This is a genomic window from Marinicella pacifica (assembly GCF_014636635.1).
Classification (GTDB): Bacteria; Pseudomonadota; Gammaproteobacteria; order Xanthomonadales; family Marinicellaceae; genus Marinicella; species Marinicella pacifica.
On the sequence record NZ_BMEO01000003.1, the window covers coordinates 67,204 to 88,686 of the forward strand.

Sequence of the window (21,483 nt, forward strand, 5' to 3'; positions counted from 1 at the left end):
AAAGCCACTTTTTAGCAATAGTGGGTTGCTGGCAGTTGGTACAGTTAATGTTCATTTATTTTATATTCAATTTTGATAATCCAATGCTAATGTCTTGCGTGAAGCTGTGCGCCCACATGTTAAATGGGGCGCACAGTTTAGTTGGTATTACTTTTCAAAATGCGTTTTGATGTAGTTGTTAAGTAAACGTACGCCAAAGGAGGTTGAACCGGGTGAGGCTTTAACCGGGGTGGTTTTATCGCTCCAGGAGACACCGGCAACATCAAGATGAACCCAGGGTGTTGTATCGCGAATAAATGAGCCGATAAAGGCGGCACCGGCGCTGGCGCCGGGGGCATCGGGGCCTGAATTCATGACATCGGCAACATTGTTTTCAATGGCTTTGAAGTGATTTTTATTCAAGGGCAATTGCCAGACTTCATCGCCGGATTGTTGCCCGGCTTCGATAAATGGCGCGACCAAATCATCATGTCGTGTGAATAAAGCGGCGTAATCTTTGCCCAGAGCGCGGCTGGCAGAGCCGGTAAGGGTGGCGATATCGACCAATAGAGCCGGGTCGTAGGTCATGTCACCATAATAAACACCGTCCGCCAGTACCAATCGGCCTTCGGCATCGGTGGAACGGATTTGGATGGTTTTACCGGACATGGAAGTAACCACATCACCGGGGCGTTGAGCGTTACCGCCGGGCATGTTTTCGGCCAGTGCCGCAATGCCGACGACATTGACTTTGGCTTCACGGCCGGCCAGCGCGTAAACCGTACCAATGGTGGCGGCGGCACCGGACATATCAAATTTCATGTTCCACATGTTGCTGGAACCTTTAATGCTGATACCACCGGTATCAAAGGTGATGCCTTTGCCGACCAGAACCACCGGTGCATCGCCTTTCTCGCCACCCATGTATTCAACAATCATCATTCGTGGTGGGTTTTTACTGCCGCGGCCGACACCATAAATGGCCCCCATGCCTTTTTTCAGCATGTCTTTTTCATCGAGGACTTTAATGTTAATGTGATCAATGCCTTTGAAGTGGTTTCGCCATTGTTCGACAAAGCTTTGTGGATAGATGACATTGGCCGGTTCGTTGGCGATGTTTCGGGTGAACCAGATGCCATCGGCCAAGGCATCAAGTTCTTGATTGTAATACTTACTGGCTTGGTCTTTCTGGTCAGTGATAAAAGTTAATCTGTCTTGGTGTTTATGGCGATTTTCATCGGTGTAGTATTTATCAAAATAATAACTGCCCAACTTCGCACCATAAGCCATATGGGCAATGATTTTATGGCTGTTATCCAATGCTGAAACGTCTGCCTGAAAGGCGGGCACAGTTTTAAAAGCTTTGACGGCTTTTTGAACAGCATGGCCACCGATTTCTTGCCACTGTAAGTCGGTTTTGGCATTATCCCGATGACCTAAACCAACCAGTAAAATCTGATCAAAACCGGAACCCATAGGTGCAGTAATCAGGTGGGTGGTTTTGGTTTTAGCTTCAAAGTCAGCGGCTTGAATGGCATGACTCAAGGCGCCGTCACTGGCTTTATCCATGGCCTGGCCTTGGGGGCCAAGCTGACCGTCTTGAAAAACACCCAAAATCAGATTGCCTTCTTTTGGCAGGGTTTGGGTGAAATTGATTTGGGTGGGTTTATTGGATTTTGCGGCCGTGCCTAATTGCCAATTGCCCAGCAACATGAAGCACAGAATCAGAACAGAGTTTAATTTCATATCAGCTTACCTGAGTTAATAACAGCGCCTTAGAATAGCAAAGCATATCTTATATTGCATGTGAAAAAAATCCTGTTGAAAGTTTTGACTGTGTTATCGCTTAAATTATAATACCCCTCATGAATAATCAAACCACTATTCACTGCCATCACTGCGGCATGACCATTCCACACTCGCAATCAAAACAAGATGAACATATATGTCCGCAATGTGGTCGTGACAAAGAGTCTGTTAAGTATCGACCCAAAGCCGGGCGCATGTCGCAACGACAACTTATTTTGATGATGGTGTTATTGCCTTTATTGGTGGTGGCGATGACCGTTGGGTCCTGGTATTTGATTAAAGCCTATCGATTGCCGTCGGCTGAAGTGGACAACAACCCATCTCAAACTGTCTTGACTGACACTGATTAATGACTGTAGCGATAAGCCATACCTTTCTGAGGTTGATTTTCATAAAAAAATAACAGCGTTTCTGGTATGCTGATGTTTTTAATGAGGGGGAAGACATGTCAAATACCAAAGCCTACGCGGCCTTTAATCAAGCAGATCATTTAAAACCACACAGCATTAATCGCCGAGAACCCGGTGCCTGTGATGTGCATATTGATATCGAATATTGTGGCGTTTGTCACAGTGATATCCATATTGCCCACGATGACTGGGGCATGACGGTGTATCCGGTGGTGCCGGGGCATGAAATTATTGGTCGGGTTAAATCAGTGGGTGACAAAGTCAGCAAATTTAAAGCCGGTGATTTAGTCGGCGTCGGCTGTATGGTCGATTCATGTCGAGAATGTGGGCCGTGTCAGAATCATCTTGAGCAACATTGCGAGCAAGGGATGGTCATGACCTACGGCAGTGAAGATCCACATCAGCCCGGTAATATGACCCATGGTGGATATTCCACACAAATTGTTGTCGATCAGGATTTTGTGCTGCGGGTATCAGAAGATTTAGACACTAAATCGGTGGCGCCTTTATTGTGTGCCGGCATTACGACGTACTCACCATTGCGACAATGGAACGTGAAAGCCGGCGATAAGGTCGGCGTCATCGGTCTCGGTGGACTGGGGCATATGGGTGTTAAGCTGGCTGCCGCGATGGGTGCCGAAGTGGTGATGATTACCACGTCACCGGAAAAAGGCGAAGATGCTAAGCGTTTGGGCGCTGCTTCAGTGTTGGTTTCTAAGGATGAAGCCGCCATGGAAGCCCATGCCGGCAGTTTTGATTTTCTGCTGAACACCATACCGGTGGCCCATAATTTAGATGCTTACATTCCGTTGCTTAAATTGGGTAAAACCATGTCCTTATTGGGTGCAACCCAAATAGATTGCCATAGCATTGGTCTGGCTTTTGGGCGTAAGATGATTGCCGCCTCGTTGATTGGTGGCATTAAGGAAACTCAGGAGATGCTGGATTTTTGTGCTGAGCATAATATTGTGGCCGATGTTGAGATGATTGACATGCAAGACATTAATCAGGCATACCAACGGGTGATGGACAGCGATGTGAAGTACCGCTTTGTGATTGATATGCAGTCCCTGAAGACGGCTCAATAGTCAATAGACACCCGGTTTCAAAACGGGTGTCTGTCAAGTTCCTGTCTGCTTATCGCCTGGGTGTTTCGAAACAAGTCGGATAGTCATCCGTTAAGGGCCCAACCCGTTTAAGAGGGCTGACCATACCTCTTAAGTCATGCTTCAGGCTGGTGGATTGTTTTTGTGCTGTTTCGTTAAATTCAAAACTCAACTGGATAAAAGAGTCTTTGTAGCTGAATTGTTTGTCTGATTGTGACGTCATCCACCAGGGCGCGACATCACCCCATGTGGCACCAATGACCAGTCGGCCATCACAGGATTGAGCCACCCACAGTTGGCGATATGGGTCGGCTTTGTCCGGGTCGCCATAAAGTCCTGTAAAACGGTCTAAATCTGTGCGCGGTGTGTGTTTCTGAGGTTTTGTTTGTGGCTTATTTTTGCTCTTTTCAGATTGTTTTTTCTGTTGTTCAGCCATCATTTTCTTCATGATTTCTTCTTGGCCGGCCATGTGTTCCGCCATCATGTCTTGTGTAATCATTGTCATAACATGACTTAATACCTGCAAGGCTTCCATATCACCGGTTTGCGTGTAGTCACGGGTCAGTTGACCCAACGCCTCGTTATCAATCACATAGTCATCTTTTTTCTCCGGGTATATATCATCAAAAAGTTGTCGGGTGGCCTCCGGCCCATCATTGTTTAAACTTTCTTTTAAAACCTGAGATAAGGGTTGTTTTTGATTTGAATCCGCGCTGCAATTGGCTGTCAGAAGCAGACAGCTCATGAGCATTAAGCCCAATAGAGTTCGGTTAAAATAAACTAATGGCATGATTTTTTCTCCGCTTTGAACACCTTAAGTATAGAGCAAATTCAATGGTTAGCGAAAAACAGTCTGTAAAATGCAAACAGGTTCTCATTTTGTGTTGTGCTGTGTTCAGCAACATTGCATTGGCTTGATACGTTGCCTGCTTTGGCCACCGGTATTGAGTGTTCGAATATACCTTCAAACATATCCGCTCTGAAAACGATAATATTGAATATCGTTTAAATATATGATATATTTTTATATCGTGTTAATAATGGATAATGTATCGTGATTACGGTGATCAAAGGCGATATCGTGGCTTCTCGTCGGATTGATAACCCGGACAGATGGCTTAAGCCGCTTAAAGCTTTATTCAGTCGATGGGGTCAAACACCCGGCCAATGGGAACTGGTGTGGGGTGATTCTTTTCAGCTGGAAATTACAGCGCCGGAGACAGCATTGCACAAAGCCCTGGCGATAAAATCATTGCTTAAACAAATCACCCCGGTCGAATCAAAACGAACCATCAGTCCTTTGGATGTGCGTATGGGACTTGGCATTGGTGAAAAAACGTACACCGGGGAACGGGTATCGGAAAGTAATGGACCGGCTTTTATCAATGCGGGTGAGGCGTTTGAGCAACTTAAAAAGGACAAGACGAATTTAGCCGTTAAAAGTCCCTGGCCAAAACTGGACGCAAACCTGAATTTATATTTAAAACTGGCCGGTACTTTTATGGATGACTGGTCGGTGTTATCGGCTGAGTTGGTGGCCTTTGTTCTAAATAACCCAGAGGCTACTCAAGCAGAAATTGGTGCGCAATTAGGTATTAAACAAAATTCAGTCAGCGGTCGCTGGCACCGGGCACATATCAATGAAATGCTGGCCGTTGAATCAGCTTTTCGCGCATCACTCAAAGAGCAAATGTCATGATTATTCTGATTAAATTAATTTTTGCCCATTTACTCGGGGATTTTCTATTGCAACCGCGCACTTGGGTTAGAGAAAAAGAGCACCATAAGCTGTTATCCTGGCGACTGTATATGCATGTATTGGTGCATGGCATATTGGTGCTGTTGGTTATGGGTTCTTTGCAGTACTGGCTGCTGGCATTAGTTATCATGGCTTTGCATTTTTTGATCGATATGCTGAAACTCTATGCCCAAAATGAATCATCAAGAACCCGCTGGTTTATTATTGACCAGAGTCTTCATATTATCGGCATAGTAGTTTTATGGTTTATCTGGTTTAAGCCAACCATTAATTTTGCGGCCTGGTTTAATAGTCAATCTCTTTGGCTCTATGCCACAGCGTTGTTATTTCTGACCTTTGTCGCCGGTGTGGTGGTGCAAATTCTGATGTCTCGCTGGACTGAGGCATTAAACGACCTGCAAGATGGCTCTTTGGCGCATGCCGGTCGATATATTGGTATGCTGGAACGGTTATTTGTATTCGTCTTTATTGTGGTCGGCCAATGGCAAGCCATCGGATTTTTACTCGGGGCTAAATCGGTTTTTCGCTTTGGTGACTTAAGAGAGTCTAAGAATCGGCAATTAACGGAATATGTTTTGATTGGTACTTTATTGAGCTTTGCCATTGCGGTGGCCACCGCAATGCTGGTGGTTTATCTAAGTTGAGAATCTTATGTTGACGATTAAACACAGCGAACGACTGAGTTACCGATTAATGGATGATACTGATGCAGATTTACTGTTCGAACTGGATCAGGATCCGGCGGTGATGGAACATATCAATGAGGGAAAACCCACCAGCCGAGTCGAAATTGATAACATTTTTATTCCTCGGATGATGCAATACCGAAATCCGGACAAAGGCTGGGGCTTGTGGCAGGTGAATACGCTGGCGGATGATGAATTTATCGGCTGGATTCTGGTTCGACCCATGCATTATTTCAGTGATGATCGTGATGATGAAGACATCGAGCTGGGTTGGCGCTTTATGCAAAAAAGCTGGGGCACAGGCTATGCCACCGAAGCCGCCAAAGCCGTGATGATGGCACTGCACCGTCAAGTCGGTTACCAAACCTTCTCAGCAATCGCCGTAGCCGGCAATACCGGCTCGATACGAATCATGGAAAAATTAGGTATGGCGTATCAAAAAACAGATATTTATAAAGATCCGCTGGGTGATACGGAAGCCGTGTTTTATTCGGCGACATTGGCACCAAATTAATGTTATTCACAAGTCGTACGCAATAACGTACAATAAGCTTTTATCAATTCCACATAACATGTCCAATATAACAGTCACAGAAGCCCGAAGTCAGCTTTATCGGTTAATTGATGAACTGGCTGAATCTCATGAACCCATGGTTATTACCGGAAAACGTAATAATGCAGTTTTGTTGTCACAAGATGATTGGACGGCGATACAAGAAACCCTCTATTTATTGTCTATTCCGGGAATGCGTGAATCAATCCGAGCAGGTATGGATACAGACATTGAAGATTGCGAAACGGAACTTGATTGGTGAGTTGGCAAATAGTCTATACAAAACAAGCACAGAAGGATGCTAAAAAATTAGCATCTGCCGGTTTAAAACCAAAAGCCTTTAAATTACTAGAGATACTGGCTGAAAATCCTTATCAAAAACCACCACCTTTTGAAAAATTAGTGGGTGACTTAAAAGGTAGTTATTCAAGGCGTAATAACATCCAACATCGCATTGTCTATCAAGTTTACACAGAACAAAAAGTGGTTAAAGTCATTCGACTTTGGAGTCATTATGAGTGATGCCATTATCACTAATGACGCCAAACCAGTAATTCGTCTTATCCAAGCCAAAGATAATGCCGCAGTTAAACAACTGGTGCACGATGTCTTGATTGAACATGGAATTTCAGGAGAAGGTTTTGCCGGTGTGGATCCGGAAATGGATGATATGTTTTCGGCGTACCAAGGTCCGTTGACCGCTTACTTCGTTATTGAACAAGCCGGTGAAATAGTCGGGAGCGGTGGTTTTGCACCCTTGGCTGGTTGTGAAGGTGAGGGCATCGCTGAATTGCGCAAGATGTATTTACGGCCTGGATTAAGAGGACAAGGTTGGGGACATCGCTTAATGATTAAATGTATCGAAGGTGCCCGACAGGCAGGTTTTAAGCAGATGTATTTAGAAACCACGCCGGCAATGAAAGCCGCCCAAAAGCTCTATTTAAAACATGGCTTTAACTATCGGGAGACACGTTTAGGCGATACCGGTCATGGTGGCTGTGAAGTTTTGATGTTGCGTCATCTCAGAGGACAGAGGACTGATGACTGAGGACAAATGCTGCGGTAGGATGCGTTACATATCCTCATGTCTGATTATTGTTGGTGGTTATCCATTTTTAAACGGATAATACGTTTTCACCAGTGTTTTGCCCGCTACATAGCCGCCATAAGCGGCCAGAAACCATTGCCAGAAGGGTGCTTGACCGGTATTCATCCAATAGGCCGGCCAGGCGATGGCTGTGATAAAGTTCATCAGTGAATCAATAAAAAAACGAACCAGCATACCGATACCAATACCGCTAAAGACATCACCTTCTCCAGGCATATTCAATAAGTCAAAAATTTCCTGGGCTTCGACAATGATGTAGGTCAGGACCGCCACCAGTCCATAAAAGCCGCCACCAAAAGAAAGCCATTTATTGGCCAGAAAATCTTTGTAGTTTGATGATGGGTGAGATTCGAGGTCGTCCATGTCGAGTTCATCGTCATCGTCGTCTTTATATAACTTCTGAAAATCCGGATTGGCATGGTTGCGAATAAAATAAAACATCAGACCGCTACACAGTACCATGGTGATAAAAACCAGACTTAATTCAAATAGATGCATGAGATGTGTCCTTACTTATTGGCCGGTTTATGGCTTTGCTTTGTGAACAAAGCCACACAGATAAAACAATCAGGCTGGCACCAGTAAGCAAGCGCAGCCACTGAATATCACTGTTCCAAAACAAGAAATTCACCAGAATACCCACCGGTATCAGCATGTTGTTCATGGTTGCAACCTGACCGGTATTAACCTGCTTTATAGCCGCGCTCCAGGCTAAATAGCCAAAGGCCGAAGCCCCGACACCCAACCAGATAAGTACCGACCATTGCGTCAGTGTGATGGCTTCAAATTGCCAGTTTCCAAATAATATAACACCGATACCTGAGACCAGTGAGGCGCCCAGAAAAAAACAGGCAAAAACCTGGGACTGTTGCTTCACATCGCCCAAAGGCAAGCGTTTATAGGCGACCTGACCGATGGCAAAGCACAGATTCGCGCCTTGAATCAGCATAAAGCCCGTCAGCGCACCTTGATTAATGCCATCATAACGAATCACTGCTGCGCCAAGAACCGCGATAACTGCAGCCAGCCACCAGCGCAGGGGCAAACGCCGTCGACCGATAATGAATTCATCAATGACTGTAATCCACAAGGGTGTGAAAATGGTAAATAATAAAACCTCGGGAACGGTTAGATAAGCAAATGCATGGTACAAAAACAAGTAAGTGGCGCCCACCTGAATACCGCCAATGGTCACCAGCGTCAGTAATTTTTTAACCGGAACGTTCTGCGGCCGAAAAAACGGCAAAAACAGTAGTAAAGCAATCAACACCCGAATAAAGACCGCCAGATAGCTGTTCACATGACCGCTTAAATATACGCCGATCAATGAGAAACTAAACGCCCAAACAAAAGTCACCAACCAAAGTATCAGCATGGCCGGGATTCTAATGGATGATTGACTCAATAAATCTGACATGAATCTACGGACGATTTAAACTAAAAGAATGTTACATTATCTTTGTGATAAGCTAAAACAACAAGTAAAAAAAAGAGGCATGGTGCTATGTTTAATTTTAAATTTCGACACAAATTAATAACTTTACTGGCTGCACTCACGCTTTTCGGCTGTGCATCAGTGACACCCAAAAACCAATCCGTTGATGATACATTTGCCCCGATTAAAGCCGGACCTTATGAAGTGGTTGAACAGGCGCCGGCCAACGATTGGCGAAATGTATCAGCAGACAATATGCTGGTGATGACCTTGTCCTTAGCGGGTCAAGAACGGACTGTGGTATTTGAATTGCTGCCGGATTTAGCGCCGGGGCATGTAGCCAATACCAAAGCCCTGGTCAAACAAGGCATTTTCGACAACACCCAATTTTACCGTGTCATTGATGGCTTCGTGGCCCAGGGCGGGCCGATGTTTGGTGATGACAGTGAATTACCTGAATTGTCCGAAGGGCAATTAAGCATTCCTGCGGAGTTAACCTCAGCCATTGATTTAGGTAGGCATTATCTGGCTTTTGATGGCAACGACGGCTTTGCCGATGAAACCGGGTTTTATAAAGGTTTTGCGGTGGGCCGTGATTTATCAGAGCAGAGCAGCTGGTTGTTGCATTGTTATGGCGTGCTGGCAGCGGGACGCGCCAATGATCCGGATACCGGTGGTACGGAATTGTATATCGTCAATGGCCCGGCGCAACGATATTTGGACCGCAATACCACCGTATTTGGTCGGGTATTGATAGGTATGGATACCATTCAAGCGCTGAAAAGAACGCAGGATTTATCAGGTGTGGTGGAACTAAAAGCAGATGAGAATGTGATTAAGCAAGTTGTTGTTGGGTCACAACTACCACCGGCTCAAAGACCACAACTTCAAGTCATGCGCAGCGATTCAGTGAGTTTTAAACAATTATTAGCCGCCAGAAAAAACCGCAATGAAGACTGGTTTTTATATCAGCATAATTACATCGATGCCTGCGGTGTGCCCATCCCGGTTCGATTGGCGGAATAATCCGGTTTATGCGGCTAAAGTCGTTTTGTGATGGCGTTCAAAGTGACGCCAGACCTTTTCATGAAAATAAAACACCAAGGTGTTAATTGTGGGCTCAATTAATGCCACGGCACCACCAATGAGAAAGCTTCCGGTGAGGGCATAAACCACTAAAAAGGCCACGCTAAAGTGGAGAATGGCGAAAGTAAATGTTTTAAGCATAATAATATTCTTAAATGAGAATGGTTATCATTATAATTAATACAATCGAAATGTCCAGCATTTTTCATAAAAAAATAACCATAGATAAGGAGCTGATGCGAAACATCACACCGCAATACTCGGTGAAGGCCTGTGACCAGTTTCATTGATGACAAGCATGGTTTCACAGAATAAGGTTTAACCACAGAGATCACAAAGAATTCACAAAGTACACGGAGTGTAAAATAATTAAAAAACTTCGTGTTCTTTGCGAAAACCTTTGCGTGCTTTGTGGTTATCTTTTTTGATTCAACGTCGAACGCTCACAATCTATCTAAGGTAAGATGATTGGTTTTTTCATGGGCTGTTTGGCCTTCAATGGCTGTTCGGGATGCAGGGATGGAAAAAATAAGGTGTGTTCTTGGGACTTACGCTTCCGCTCCCAGCTCACGCAGCACACCTCCATCCATGGAGGCGTCATTCACTTTTGTTCCCGACAAAAGTGAAAGCGGCCTCTGCGAACACTTCGTATAACTTCGCGCTCTTCGCCTCTGATTCGCTACGCTCACGGCTTTAACGGACATTCCGTCACGCTTCTTCGCCTGCGGCGAAACCGCATGACTTCATTTACCTAGCCTAACCGGCTCGGTGGGTCGTGCTGCTCAGCAGCACTCCAAATATTAACCACAGAGTACACAAAGAATACACAAAGTACACGGAGTGTAAAATAATTAAAAAACTTCGTGTTCTTTGCGAAAACCTTTGCGTGCTTTGTGGTTATCTTTTTTGATTCAACGTCGAACACTCACAATCTATCTAAGGTAAGATGATTGGTTTTTTCATGGGCTGTTTGGCCTTCAATGGCTGTTCGGGATGCAGGGATGGAAAAAATAAGGTGTGTTCTTGGGACTTACGCTTCCGCTCCCAGCTCACGCAGCACACCTCCATCCATGGAGGCGTCATTCACTTTTGTTCCCGACAAAAGTGAAAGCGGCCTCTGCGAACACTTCGTATAACTTCGCGCTCTTCGCCTCTGATTCGCTACGCTCACGGCTTTAACGGACATTCCGTCACGCTTCTTCGCCTGCGGCGAAACCGCATGACTTCATTTACCTAGCCTAACCGGCTCGGCGGGTCGCGCTGCTCAGCAGCACTCCGATGGCTGATGAAGCGATGCAAAACATGGAGACCAGTATGCCATTTGATGGGAAGCGACTGATTTATGGTGGCTTTCAGATGGTGGTGGATCAATAAATTTTATTGAGTGAAATCACTGTGCCTTATGGTAGCCGGGATCCGGGTTATTGATTCTGTCGATTATAAATTCTGCAATGGTTTCAGGATCGGCCAGTTCGTCATTTTCATACAGCTTCTGCCAGTGATCGCGTAACGGAAAGTCTTTTTTCTTCTGTGCGCGGATGGTGGTTTGCATGTCGGTGTCCATCACACCCGGATTAAAAATCATGGTCTGGATGGGCTGGCTTTGTTCTTTTTGCTCTTCTCTAAAAGTGTCGATTAACCGTTCACCGTAGGCTTTGGTGGCGGAATACATGCCCATGCCCGGAATGGCTCGGTTGGCGGCGCCGGAAGAGACATAGCTTAAGGTCTTATTCGCCGGATGATCCTGATAAGCGCGGGTAAATAAACGCACTAAATGGGTCACTGATTCGACATTGATGGCGATGTGTTCTTTGATACTTTTAGCGGCGGCGCGCTGAATGGGACCAAAGGGCTCTAAGGTGGCGGTGTTGATTATGAGATTAATATGTCCGGCCTTATCGTACTTTTCATTAAAAGCAGTCTTAAAGACATTAATGGCTTTTTCAGGTTTTGCGAAATCACAATCCAAATGACCCAAATGATCACCGCTGCGGGAAAATTCCACCAAAGTATGACCAGCTTCACGCAGTTGTTGGTAAATGGCCAGCCCCAAACCCTTGGAACCACCGGCGATAAATGTAATGTGTTGTTCTGAGTTATTATTCATGGTTTGATTTTAACAAATACAGTGCGAGTGTGTCTCCGTTGTGAATTGTTTATTAACCACAAAGTTCACAGCGGTTTTCACAGAGGGCGCAGAGTATTTTGATTAATATTTTTTACGCCGTGTAATTTGTGCGTTCTTTGTGCTCTTTGTGGTGAGCTATTTTATTAACCACTGAGGTCGCAAAGGTTTTCACAGAGGGTACATAGTTTTATTTTTTTACTCCGTGTACTCTGTGTGTTCTTTGTGCTCTCTTTAGTTAAGTTTTTTAAACGTAAGAAACTTTTCATTGCACAAAAAACGCCGGCCTTAAAGCCGACGTTTTAGGTAACCGTTTTCGCTTACAACACTTCAAATAAACCCGCAGCGCCCATGCCGGTACCGATGCACATGGTGACTAAGCCATATTTACCGCCGGTTCGGCGTAGGCCGTGGATGGCGGTGGCGGAGCGGATGGCGCCGGTGGCGCCTAAGGGGTGACCCAGTGCAATGGCACCGCCATTGGGGTTCACCACGTCCGGGTTTAAGCCGACTTCGCGAATCACAGCGAGGCTCTGTGCGGCAAAGGCTTCGTTGAGCTCAATCCATTCGATGTCATCGAGTTTAACGCCAGTTTGTTTCAGCACTTTGGGGATGGCTCTGATGGGACCGATGCCCATAATTTCAGGCGGTACACCGGCCACGGAAAAGCCGTGGAACATGGCTATCGGTGTCATGTTGTATTTTTTCAAAGTGTCTTCATCAACCAGTAATAAGGCACCGGCACCATCGGACATTTGAGACGAGTTACCGGCAGTCACGGAGCCATCTGTGCGAAACACGGTGCGTAATTTATTGAGCACTGCTTCACTGGTATCCGCGCGTGGGCCTTCGTCGGTGTCTGCCACATGGGTTTTAACTATGGGCTCTGTGGGATTATCCGGATTAGGGTATTGGTGTGTGATTTCATAATCGATGATTTCATCATCAAACCAGCCGTTTTCGATGGCTTTAATGGCTTTTTGATGACTTTGATAGGCAAATTTATCCTGGTCTTCACGACTGACTTCCCATTGCTCAGCGACTTTTTCAGCGGTAATGCCCATGCCATAGGCAATCCCGACATGATCGTCTTCGAATACTTTCGGGTTCATGGTCACTTTATGGCCCATCATGGGCACCATGCTCATGCTTTCGGTACCCCCTGCGATGGCGGCTTTCATCTGACCGGTGGCAATTTGTTGGGCGGCAATGGCCACCGCTTGTACACCAGAGGAGCAAAATCGGTTAATGGTCATGGCCGGTACACTTTCGGGTAAACCGGCGAGTAGGGTGGCGATGCGGGCCACGTTCATGCCCTGTTCGGCTTCCGGCATGGCGCAACCAATCACCACATCACCAATGTCCTGGGGATCAAAATCAGGATTGCGGCCGATAATTTCATTTAAACAGCGTGCCAGTAAATCATCCGGACGGGTTTTAGAAAACATCCCCCGCGGGGCTTTACCCACCGCAGTTCTGACAGCTTCTACAATATATACAGGTTTCATGTTTGTCTCCTTTAACTCGAATATGTTTCAAATTCGGGTTGTTTTTATTTAGTTACGCAACGGTTTACCGGTTTTCAGGGTATGCTCAATGCGTTGTAATGTTTTGGGCATTTGAATCAGTTCGATAAAGTAATGTCGCTCTAAATCCAACAGGTATTGTTCGCTCACCCGGCTTCCAGCTTCCACATAACCGCCGGCTAAGACGATGGCGATGCGTTTGGCAATGGCGTAATCATGTTCTGAAATCATATGACCTTCGAGCATATTGGCCAGCAGCATTTCCAAGTTGGCAATGGCCGGGGCACCGGCGACTTTGATGGACTGCTCTTCAACCGGCGGGCGGTAACCTTTATCAGCCAGATAGTTGGCTTTGGCTTTGGCCACGTAGAGTATTTCGTGGGGATTAAAGACCACTTCACTGTGGCTGTCCAAAAAGCCGATGTCCTGCGCTTCAGCGGCACTGCCGGCGACTGTCGCCATGGCAACCGCTTTGAAATAATGCTCTAACATTGGGTAGAGATCATTGCCAAAGGTGTCTTTGGCGGTGCGACGGGCGATTTCTTTTAAACCACCGCCGGCCGGTAATAAACCAACACCGGCTTCAACCAGTCCGATATAGCTTTCAAAAGCCGCCACCACGGCATCGGCATGCATTGAGAATTCACATCCTCCGCCCAGCACCATACCGCGGGTAGCAATCACCACCGGTACACCGCAGAATCGCAAGGCTTGTGAGGTTTGCTGGAATTCATTCACCAAAGCTTCTACCTGAGTCACTTGCCCCGAAGCCACGGCTTGGGCCGCCGGTGCCAGATTAGCGCCTAAGGTGAAGGGCTCTTCGGTTTGCCAAATAACCAAACCTTTATAGTCTTGTTCGGCCAGTTGTGTGGCTTTTCGCAGGCCCTTAAGCACCCCGTCTGAAATAATGTGTTTTTTGGTTTTAAAACTGACAATGGCGATGCCGTCACCCTGATGCCACATGCGAATGTCATCGTCTTCAAATATCGTGTCACCGTAGTTTACAGTTTCACCCAATAAGCTGTCGGGGAATAATTGGCGTTGGTAAACCGCTGCTTCAGAACGGGGTTTAAATATACCATCGGCGGCGGAATAAGAGCCGCGCGGTTGATGGGCCCCTTTTATTTCGCTGACCCAATTAGGTAAAGTCACGTTTGCCATGGTATGACCGGACTGAATATCTTGTTCGATTAAAGCCGTGACCTGTTCCCAACCACCGGATTGCCAGGTTTCAAAAGGACCGTGGCTGTAGCCAAAGCCCCAGCGAATGGCCAAATCAATATCACGCGCGGTGTCGGCAATGTCGGCCAACTGGTAGGCACAGTAATGGAATAAATCGCGGAAAATAGACCACAAGAATTGGGCTTGTTTGTTGTTTTTTAAGGCTTGTAATTTATGTAAGCGCTCCTGAGGGTTGGCTTTTTTCATAATGGCCAGAACGTCTTCATCCACCTGTGCGTTTTGTTCACGGTAATCACCGGTCTCAGGATCGAGGACTAAAATATCACGGCCTTTTTTCCAGTAAACGCCCCGGCCGGATTTTTGGCCTAATTGGCCTTTTTCGATTAATGTTGCCATCCAATCAGGTTGTTGATAGTAATTCTGCCAGGGATCGTCAGGCAGACCGTTGTCCATGGTGGTGATGGTGTGCGCCAGGGTATCTAAACCGACCACATCAGCGGTGCGAAAGGTGGCCGATTTTGGCCGACCTATCAGAACCCCAGTAAGGGCATCAATGGTTTCAAAAGGAATGCCGAGGCGCTGGCCATGATACATGGTGGAGATAATAGAAAATACCCCAATGCGGTTGGCAATAAAGTTCGGCGTGTCTTTGGCGACGACCACACCTTTACCTAAGGTGGTGGTCAGAAACGCTTCCAGACGATCCAGTACCGCTTGTTCGGTGTCTTTGGTGGGAATTAATTCCACCAAATGCATATACCGTGGTGGATTGAAAAAATGCACACCGCAGAATTTATGTTGCAAAGAATCCGGTAACACCGTGGCCAGTTCAGTGATACTTAAGCCCGAGGTATTGGTGGTGAACAGGGCATCTTTGGCCACATGATCTTCGACGTTATCATAAACGGCTTTTTTAATGTCCATGCGTTCAGCCACAGCTTCAATCACCAGATCAGCTTCAGATAACCGCTCTAAATGGTGGTCATAATTAACCGGTTCAATTAATTGAATGGCTTGTGGCGAACCCAAAGGAGCGGGTTTTAATTTTTTCAAACCCGCCAAAGCCTTGTTAACAATGGCATTGGGATCACCTTCTTTGGCGGCCAAATCGTAGAGTAACACCGGTATGCCGGCATTGGCGCAATGGGCAGCAATTTGTGCGCCCATCACGCCGGCACCTAAAATGGCGACTTTGTGAATGTTTTTATGGGTCATAATGGTTTCCAAAATGGTTAATGATTTCTAAATCGTGAATGGCATCATAGGCCGCACGCAGCTGTTCGGCCTGCTCCACGCTGATGATGCCGGCGGCGAGAGAACGGTCAATCAGAACCTGATAGTTCTTACTGGTCACCGTTAATCCGGTGGCATTGGTGACCGCTGTTTCAATTTTTTTGGATGCCAGTAACTGGTGACTGGCATCGGCCACCCGGGTGATACTGCGGGTGGCCTGAATGGGGTGCTGTAAACCGCGTTCGGGTAAGGGTTCCAGCGCTTCATCGGTGGCAAAACCGGCCGGATGAAAGGGTTTTCCAAAAGGAAAAATGATAATTTTTAACAGTAAAGAAGCATAATGATCAAAAGCACTGTTAATACTCTGGTTAAGGGCTTTTTGACAGAGGTAATAACTGTCTCGTAAAGATTGTTTAAGCACGAAGCGTCGCCGGTCATGGTTTTTGTGTTGGCGGTATTCGCTGAGTACCGCCATTTGAGTGACCAAATGCTGGTTACATTCAGCCAGAAAAGCGGTGAACTCGGTGTTATTATCTTTTCTCAAAGACCATTTGATTAAAGCCAAATCAGCAATCAAAGCATAACTGCTGCTTAATCGCCGAATGCGGTTTTTGTGTTTTGATTTGCGCCAAAAAAAACGACCGAGCCATGAAGTTCTGACCGCATAAACCCAGACTTTCACAATATTATGTAGGATATATGCCAGGTGTTTAAATAAAAATTTATCCAATTTTTTGGAATCAACCCGGGGTTTGCTGAGTTCTGCAATCTCTAGTTTATACCAGGGGTGTGCTGATAAGGCCACTTTTTTCATCAGTGGTAACTGGTTGATTTCGTGGCTGTGGCCGTCCAACTCCATACTTAAATGTTTGACCCGAAAATATTGATTCAGTTTATGCTCACTTTTAATTTGGTGGGCGTGCGAACCCAAGATGGTTCTGAGCCAGTTAAGCTGTTGTAAACTGGCGTCAAACAGACTGTTTTTAAACAAAATATTGGTGTAACTCATCAACGGTTTATCACCATTAATCAAAGCGGTTTGTTGCACATTAATCAGTCTTTGCCGGTAGCTGAACTGTCGATTGAGTTGTTTTCTCACCAGTCGATAATCCATTAAGGGTCGAGAATTTTGTTTTTTAATGTGGGCAAAATACCAGGAAAAATAACTGGCACTGTCTTGAATATATCGCGATACCGCAGCCGGCCAGACGCCGGCGCCTTGAGCCTGGTTTAGAAAAAGTTGACGAATACCCTGATTAATGGCTGTCTCGCCGCCGATAATTTGACTCATCGGTATAAAAATATCTTTGGCCGAACAGCGGTAATAATTAAAAAGTCCTTTGTAAACTTCATTACCGGGAATCACTTCAATGTTGTCGTGGGCACTGTCCAGCAAACACAAAACTGTGCCCAGCCGGGTGTGGCCACTGAGTAAGTTGGTGAAATCACTGAGATTAACTGCCACATAAAACACCGATGACCGTGCCGTACCCAACATAATGATGTCGGTAAAGCTCAAACGAATGCCCACGGTGTCTTGTTGATCATACAAATCTGTTTCAAGGCGACCTTCAATGGAAGAGCGGCCATTTTCCAATAATTCGTATAAAAAGGTGGTATTTAAAAAAGGTTGTTTTTCGCCTTTGGCAAAGGCCGGTAAATAATCTTCACGTTGTGTCGGGGTGCCGTGACGGTTAATCAGGCTGATTACTGATTCGGTGTTAATGATGCCAATCAGGGCGGCCAACAGGGGATTGTACTGACTGATACCATTGATGATGTGTGCCACATCGCGGCGATTAAAACCATGGCCTGCATGGTTTTTGTCAATGGCCAGAGCCGCAATTCCGTGGTCGCTGAGGAACCGGCGATAACGTTCCGGTCCCAAATCAGATTTACCGCCAATTTCATTTAAAAAGTCCTGGGCTGACTGCGATGGCGGTGAATCGGGAATTTGGACATTGAAATCCGGTTGACCGTTATACAGTGCTTTTTCAAAATCTGTAACCAGCCAGCCGTCATCGATGTTTTTAAAACGCTGCCAGTTAATCCGGTCTTTGCTGTTAAAAATACGCAGTAAAGGTAGCGTGAAAAATAATCGCCTCAGGTGGTTGAAGTTACCAATAATAATGATATTGAGAATTAAAAACAGGGTGATGATACCTTGGGTGTTGGTGATGAGTTTTAATTTATAACAAATAAAAGGGGTCAGAAACCAAAATATCGATAACAACCAAAAAGGCAGGCGATAATACAGATGAACGATTAAAATCAGTAATAAGGCCAGCAGGTACAGAATCATGCCGTTACGCGTTGCTCAGAGCTGCTTTGGCAAATTGAATCAGTTCTGCCACGGATTTTTCAAAGTATTCCGCTTCAGGCATTTGGCGAGCAACACTGGTGGCGCCGAAATGACCCATGGTATAGGTCAGCGCACCGATGATGAAATGAAACCGCCAGAAAATGGTCTCTCTGGGTAATTTCGGACAAGCCAGACCAATGGCTTCGGCAAATTCCTTGATGATCGGGGTATAGCGTTCTTTCATTAATTCGTGCAAGGCCTCGCTTTGCTCGGCATAAGCCCGCGCCAACACCTGCATAAAAATACGCCCGCCTTGATGTTCGTCGTTAATCATAAATAAAGCCGGTGCAATAAAAGCATGTAAAATTTGTTCTAAGTTACAGGCTTTTTCAGGATTGCCCTGATTAAGTTTATCCAGCATATTTTTGCGAATATCGAATAGGTTGTTTAAGCGACGTTCCAGCACTTGATCGATGAGTTGTTGCTTGTTCCCAAAATGGTAATTAATGGCGGCCAAATTGGTGTGTGCTTGCTGACTGATTTTTCGGATAGATAACTCCGCAAAGCCGTGTTTTGCAATCAATTTTTCGGTGCTGTTGAGAATCCGTTCCTTCGTTGATAATGTGCTCATGCCTGATTGAATTAGATGAGGATTAGGCATTTTATAAGATTGGCCGTTAAGACGCAATTCAAACGCTTGTTTAAGTGTCATTTTGTGTTGTCTGGCCAGCAAATTCGTACTTTTATTGCGACCCAAAAATTGCTACAATGCGCAACGTTTTGTTCTCAGATCAGCCGGTGCCGTTTTACGACCCAAGACGGTGTCTTTCGATCAATTTAATAACAAGTCTTTAAATGAAGACGTAAATATCGGAAATTAAATGAAATTGTCTTGATATTTTTCGTCAAATGGAGTAAATAATGTCTTTACAAAGAACTTTATCTATCATTAAGCCGGATGCGGTTAAGAAAAACGTAATCGGCCAAATTTATCAACGTTTTGAAGAAGGTGGCTTAAAAATTGTGGCAGCTAAAATGAAACAGCTGAGCCAAAGTGAAGCCGAGGGTTTTTATGCTGTTCACAAAGACCGGCCTTTTTTTTCTGATTTGGTTAAATTCATGACCTCCGGTCCGGTGATGATTCAAGTGTTGGAGGGCGACAATGCCATTGCCAAAAACCGAGAAATTATGGGCGCCACCAATCCCAAGGAAGCAGAAGCCGGTACCATTCGTGCAGATTTTGCCGAAAGTATTGATGCCAATGCGGTTCATGGATCTGATGCGCCTGAGACTGCGGCTGTTGAGATTGCTTATTTTTTCTCCACAGTTGAATTAACGTAATGTGAATAATTTTGACTAAATCACCGCAAAATCTGCTCGATTTCGATCGATCTCAACTGGAAGCGCTGTTTACGGCTATGGGTGAGCAGCGTTTTCGCGCCACACAGGCCATGAAATGGATGTATGGTGACTATCAGTTAGATTTTCATCAATTCACGAATTTTTCCAAAGCCCTCCGTCAGAAAATGGCGGCACATTTCAGCACAGCGGTTCCAGAGCTTATCAGTGAGCATGTTTCCCAGGACGGAACCATTAAATGGCTGTTAAAAATGGACAGTGATAATGCCATTGAAACAGTCTATATTCCGGAAAAGAACCGGGGCACTTTATGTGTTTCCTCACAGGTGGGTTGTTCACTGAACTGCACTTTTTGTGCCACCGGCGCGCAGGGGTTTAATCGCCATTTAAGTACCGCTGAAATTATTGCTCAGGTGTGGGTGGCGGCCAAACAGTTAAATCACCACAATAAAAACCGGCGTATCACCAATGTGGTGATGATGGGTATGGGTGAACCCCTGGCCAATTATGAGCGGGTTTTACCGGCTTTGAATATTATGCGAGATGATTGTGGTTTTGGGCTTGCCAATAAGCGGGTCACGGTCAGCACTTCCGGACTGGTGCCGCAAATTAATCAGCTCAATCAAGATGCCGATGTGTCTCTTGCGGTGTCTTTACACGCACCGAATGATGGCTTACGGGAACAATTGGTGCCGTTAAATAAAAAATACAACATAGAACAATTGTTAAACGCTTGCCGTGAATTTGTCCGCAACAAAAAGAAAGCCCGCATCACCTTTGAATACACGGTGATTGGCGGGGTGAATGATGCCCCTGAACAGGCGCATGAATTGACCCGTTTACTACACGACATCCCCTGCAAAATTAATTTAATTCCGTTTAACCCTTTTCCGGGTACGGTTTTTCAGTCACCAAGTTCTAAAAAAGTCGATCAGTTCAAGGAAATCTGTATGGCAGCGGGCTACATTTGTACCGTTCGTAAAACCCGGGGTGATGATATCGCCGCGGCATGTGGTCAGTTGGCCGGAGAATTTATGGACCGCACAAGACGATCAGCCGTTTATGGCTCGAGATTAATGAAAAGACCTTTGGAGGTTCGATGAAAGCCGTTGTTACATGCATGATGTTGTCTTTTTTGGTGGCCTGTGCCCAGACCAATCAACGCGCTGAATATGATGAACCCAACAACCGGTCCGATCCCAACAGTCCGGCCATGCTGAATGTCAGAATGGGTGTGGCTTATTTTGAACGCCAGGATTATGATTTGGCCATTGAGAAACTGAAAAGAGCCATTAGCATCGATCCGAAGTTAGCGATTGCTCATTCTGCACTGGCTTTGGTGTACAGTACCATGGGTGCCGGTCATGAGGCGGCCCAACATTATAAAGCATCGGTAAAATACGCCCCCAACGACCCCATTATATTAAATAATTACGGAACCTTTTTGTGCCAGCAGGGTGATTACAAAAAAGCCCTGGAATACTACCGCAGAACATTGGCCAATCCGTTTTACAAAACCCCCGAAACAGTGCATGAAAATGCCGGTGTCTGCTTGATGAAAGACAATCTGTTTGATGAGGCAGAAAAGCATTTCAGAGCCGCATTGGCCATAAATGCTGAAATGAATGTGGCACTCTATAACATGGCCATCATTAGCGCCGGAAAAGACGAACCGCTGAAAGCCCGCGCTTTCATCCAGCGATTATCACGGCTTCAGTCTCTGGATGAACGTCTATTGACCGTGGCCTATCAGGTTGAAACAAAACTGGGTAACCGGGATGAAGCCCATAAATATTTATCGCAATTGAGAAAGTTGCAGTAAACC

At 45.7% G+C, this 21,483-nt stretch carries 22 protein-coding genes; 12 read left to right on the forward strand and 10 right to left on the reverse strand.

All coding sequences use genetic code 11. The annotated features are described in order from the left end of the window. Positions 1–147: 147 nt before the first annotated feature. A complete protein-coding gene (locus IEV16_RS04295) occupies positions 148–1,725 on the reverse strand; it encodes a leucyl aminopeptidase (RefSeq protein WP_188364453.1) in 1,578 nt (525 codons plus the stop codon). 119 nt (positions 1,726–1,844) lie between these two features. Here IEV16_RS04295 and IEV16_RS04300 point away from each other — a divergent pair, with 119 nt between their 5' ends. Both IEV16_RS04300 and IEV16_RS04305 read left to right on the forward strand, forming a co-directional pair. Then, on the forward strand, positions 1,845–2,138 hold the full coding sequence (locus IEV16_RS04300) for a hypothetical protein (protein ID WP_188364454.1): 294 nt from the start codon (positions 1,845–1,847) through the stop codon (positions 2,136–2,138). Between the two features lie 95 nt (positions 2,139–2,233). Then, the gene (locus IEV16_RS04305) at positions 2,234–3,286 is read left to right on the forward strand and encodes an NAD(P)-dependent alcohol dehydrogenase (protein WP_188364455.1); all 1,053 of its coding nucleotides are present in this window, start codon (positions 2,234–2,236) and stop codon (positions 3,284–3,286) included. Positions 3,287–3,335: 49 nt separating this feature from the next. Here IEV16_RS04305 and IEV16_RS04310 read toward each other — a convergent pair whose 3' ends face one another. Beyond that, the gene (locus tag IEV16_RS04310; protein ID WP_188364456.1) at positions 3,336–4,094 is read right to left on the reverse strand and encodes a hypothetical protein; all 759 of its coding nucleotides are present in this window, start codon (positions 4,092–4,094) and stop codon (positions 3,336–3,338) included. A 264-nt stretch (positions 4,095–4,358) separates the two neighbouring features. Here IEV16_RS04310 and IEV16_RS04315 point away from each other — a divergent pair, with 264 nt between their 5' ends. From IEV16_RS04315 to IEV16_RS04340, 6 genes are read left to right on the forward strand one after another with little or no spacing between them, the layout of a single operon-like run. Further along, entirely contained in the window at positions 4,359–5,003 is a 645-nt protein-coding gene (locus tag IEV16_RS04315; RefSeq protein ID WP_188364457.1) for a hypothetical protein, read from the forward strand. Beyond that, entirely contained in the window at positions 5,000–5,707 is a 708-nt protein-coding gene (locus tag IEV16_RS04320) for a DUF3307 domain-containing protein (protein WP_188364458.1), read from the forward strand. The genes IEV16_RS04315 and IEV16_RS04320 overlap by 4 nt, the downstream gene beginning before the upstream one ends. Positions 5,708–5,714: 7 nt before the next feature. Continuing rightward, entirely contained in the window at positions 5,715–6,263 is a 549-nt protein-coding gene (locus IEV16_RS04325; protein WP_229728250.1) for a GNAT family N-acetyltransferase, read from the forward strand. 58 nt (positions 6,264–6,321) lie between these two features. Beyond that, positions 6,322–6,564 (forward strand): type II toxin-antitoxin system Phd/YefM family antitoxin, encoded by a 243-nt coding sequence (locus IEV16_RS04330; protein ID WP_188364459.1) that lies wholly within the window; start codon positions 6,322–6,324, stop codon positions 6,562–6,564. Continuing rightward, the gene (locus tag IEV16_RS04335; protein ID WP_188364460.1) at positions 6,561–6,824 is read left to right on the forward strand and encodes a Txe/YoeB family addiction module toxin; all 264 of its coding nucleotides are present in this window, start codon (positions 6,561–6,563) and stop codon (positions 6,822–6,824) included. Before IEV16_RS04330 ends, IEV16_RS04335 begins: the two co-directional genes overlap by 4 nt. Beyond that, the gene (locus tag IEV16_RS04340) at positions 6,817–7,350 is read left to right on the forward strand and encodes a GNAT family N-acetyltransferase (RefSeq protein WP_188364461.1); all 534 of its coding nucleotides are present in this window, start codon (positions 6,817–6,819) and stop codon (positions 7,348–7,350) included. The genes IEV16_RS04335 and IEV16_RS04340 overlap by 8 nt, the downstream gene beginning before the upstream one ends. Positions 7,351–7,407: 57 nt before the next feature. Here IEV16_RS04340 and IEV16_RS04345 read toward each other — a convergent pair whose 3' ends face one another. Then, positions 7,408–7,908 carry a hypothetical protein gene (locus IEV16_RS04345; protein WP_188364462.1) on the reverse strand — a complete coding sequence of 167 codons (501 nt, stop codon included), beginning with the start codon at positions 7,906–7,908 and terminating at the stop codon, positions 7,408–7,410. Beyond that, positions 7,895–8,827, reverse strand: coding sequence for an EamA family transporter (locus IEV16_RS04350; protein ID WP_229728251.1), 933 nt, complete (start codon positions 8,825–8,827; stop codon positions 7,895–7,897). The genes IEV16_RS04345 and IEV16_RS04350 overlap by 14 nt, the downstream gene beginning before the upstream one ends. A gap of 87 nt (positions 8,828–8,914) precedes the next feature. Between IEV16_RS04350 and IEV16_RS04355 the strand changes: the two genes are divergently transcribed. Further along, positions 8,915–9,871 carry a peptidylprolyl isomerase gene (locus tag IEV16_RS04355; RefSeq protein WP_188364463.1) on the forward strand — a complete coding sequence of 319 codons (957 nt, stop codon included), beginning with the start codon at positions 8,915–8,917 and terminating at the stop codon, positions 9,869–9,871. Between the two features lie 6 nt (positions 9,872–9,877). On the opposite strand, the gene IEV16_RS04360 is transcribed toward IEV16_RS04355, so the two are convergent. The 6 genes from IEV16_RS04360 to IEV16_RS04385 form a co-directional block, all read right to left on the reverse strand. Continuing rightward, the gene (locus tag IEV16_RS04360; RefSeq protein ID WP_188364464.1) at positions 9,878–10,072 is read right to left on the reverse strand and encodes a DUF2061 domain-containing protein; all 195 of its coding nucleotides are present in this window, start codon (positions 10,070–10,072) and stop codon (positions 9,878–9,880) included. A gap of 1,249 nt (positions 10,073–11,321) precedes the next feature. Then, positions 11,322–12,038, reverse strand: coding sequence for an SDR family NAD(P)-dependent oxidoreductase (locus IEV16_RS04365; RefSeq protein ID WP_188364465.1), 717 nt, complete (start codon positions 12,036–12,038; stop codon positions 11,322–11,324). Between the two features lie 338 nt (positions 12,039–12,376). Continuing rightward, complete coding sequence (locus IEV16_RS04370) at positions 12,377–13,564, reverse strand: acetyl-CoA C-acyltransferase (protein ID WP_188364466.1); 1,188 nt, start codon at positions 13,562–13,564, stop codon at positions 12,377–12,379. A 48-nt stretch (positions 13,565–13,612) separates the two neighbouring features. Further along, positions 13,613–15,979 (reverse strand): 3-hydroxyacyl-CoA dehydrogenase/enoyl-CoA hydratase family protein, encoded by a 2,367-nt coding sequence (locus tag IEV16_RS04375; RefSeq protein ID WP_188364467.1) that lies wholly within the window; start codon positions 15,977–15,979, stop codon positions 13,613–13,615. Next, entirely contained in the window at positions 15,969–18,299 is a 2,331-nt protein-coding gene (locus IEV16_RS04380; protein WP_188364468.1) for an acyl-CoA dehydrogenase domain-containing protein, read from the reverse strand. Before IEV16_RS04380 ends, IEV16_RS04375 begins: the two co-directional genes overlap by 11 nt. Before the next feature lie 4 nt (positions 18,300–18,303). Then, the gene (locus IEV16_RS04385; protein WP_188364469.1) at positions 18,304–19,011 is read right to left on the reverse strand and encodes a TetR/AcrR family transcriptional regulator; all 708 of its coding nucleotides are present in this window, start codon (positions 19,009–19,011) and stop codon (positions 18,304–18,306) included. Between the two features lie 209 nt (positions 19,012–19,220). Here IEV16_RS04385 and ndk point away from each other — a divergent pair, with 209 nt between their 5' ends. The 3 genes from ndk to pilW are packed head-to-tail and all read left to right on the forward strand — an operon-like array spanning position 19,221 to position 21,480. Beyond that, entirely contained in the window at positions 19,221–19,640 is a 420-nt protein-coding gene (gene ndk, locus IEV16_RS04390; protein ID WP_188364470.1) for a nucleoside-diphosphate kinase, read from the forward strand. 5 nt (positions 19,641–19,645) lie between these two features. Continuing rightward, positions 19,646–20,761, forward strand: coding sequence for a dual-specificity RNA methyltransferase RlmN (gene rlmN / locus IEV16_RS04395; RefSeq protein ID WP_188364718.1), 1,116 nt, complete (start codon positions 19,646–19,648; stop codon positions 20,759–20,761). Then, the gene (pilW, locus tag IEV16_RS04400; RefSeq protein ID WP_188364471.1) at positions 20,758–21,480 is read left to right on the forward strand and encodes a type IV pilus biogenesis/stability protein PilW; all 723 of its coding nucleotides are present in this window, start codon (positions 20,758–20,760) and stop codon (positions 21,478–21,480) included. Before rlmN ends, pilW begins: the two co-directional genes overlap by 4 nt. Positions 21,481–21,483: the final 3 nt, after the last annotated feature.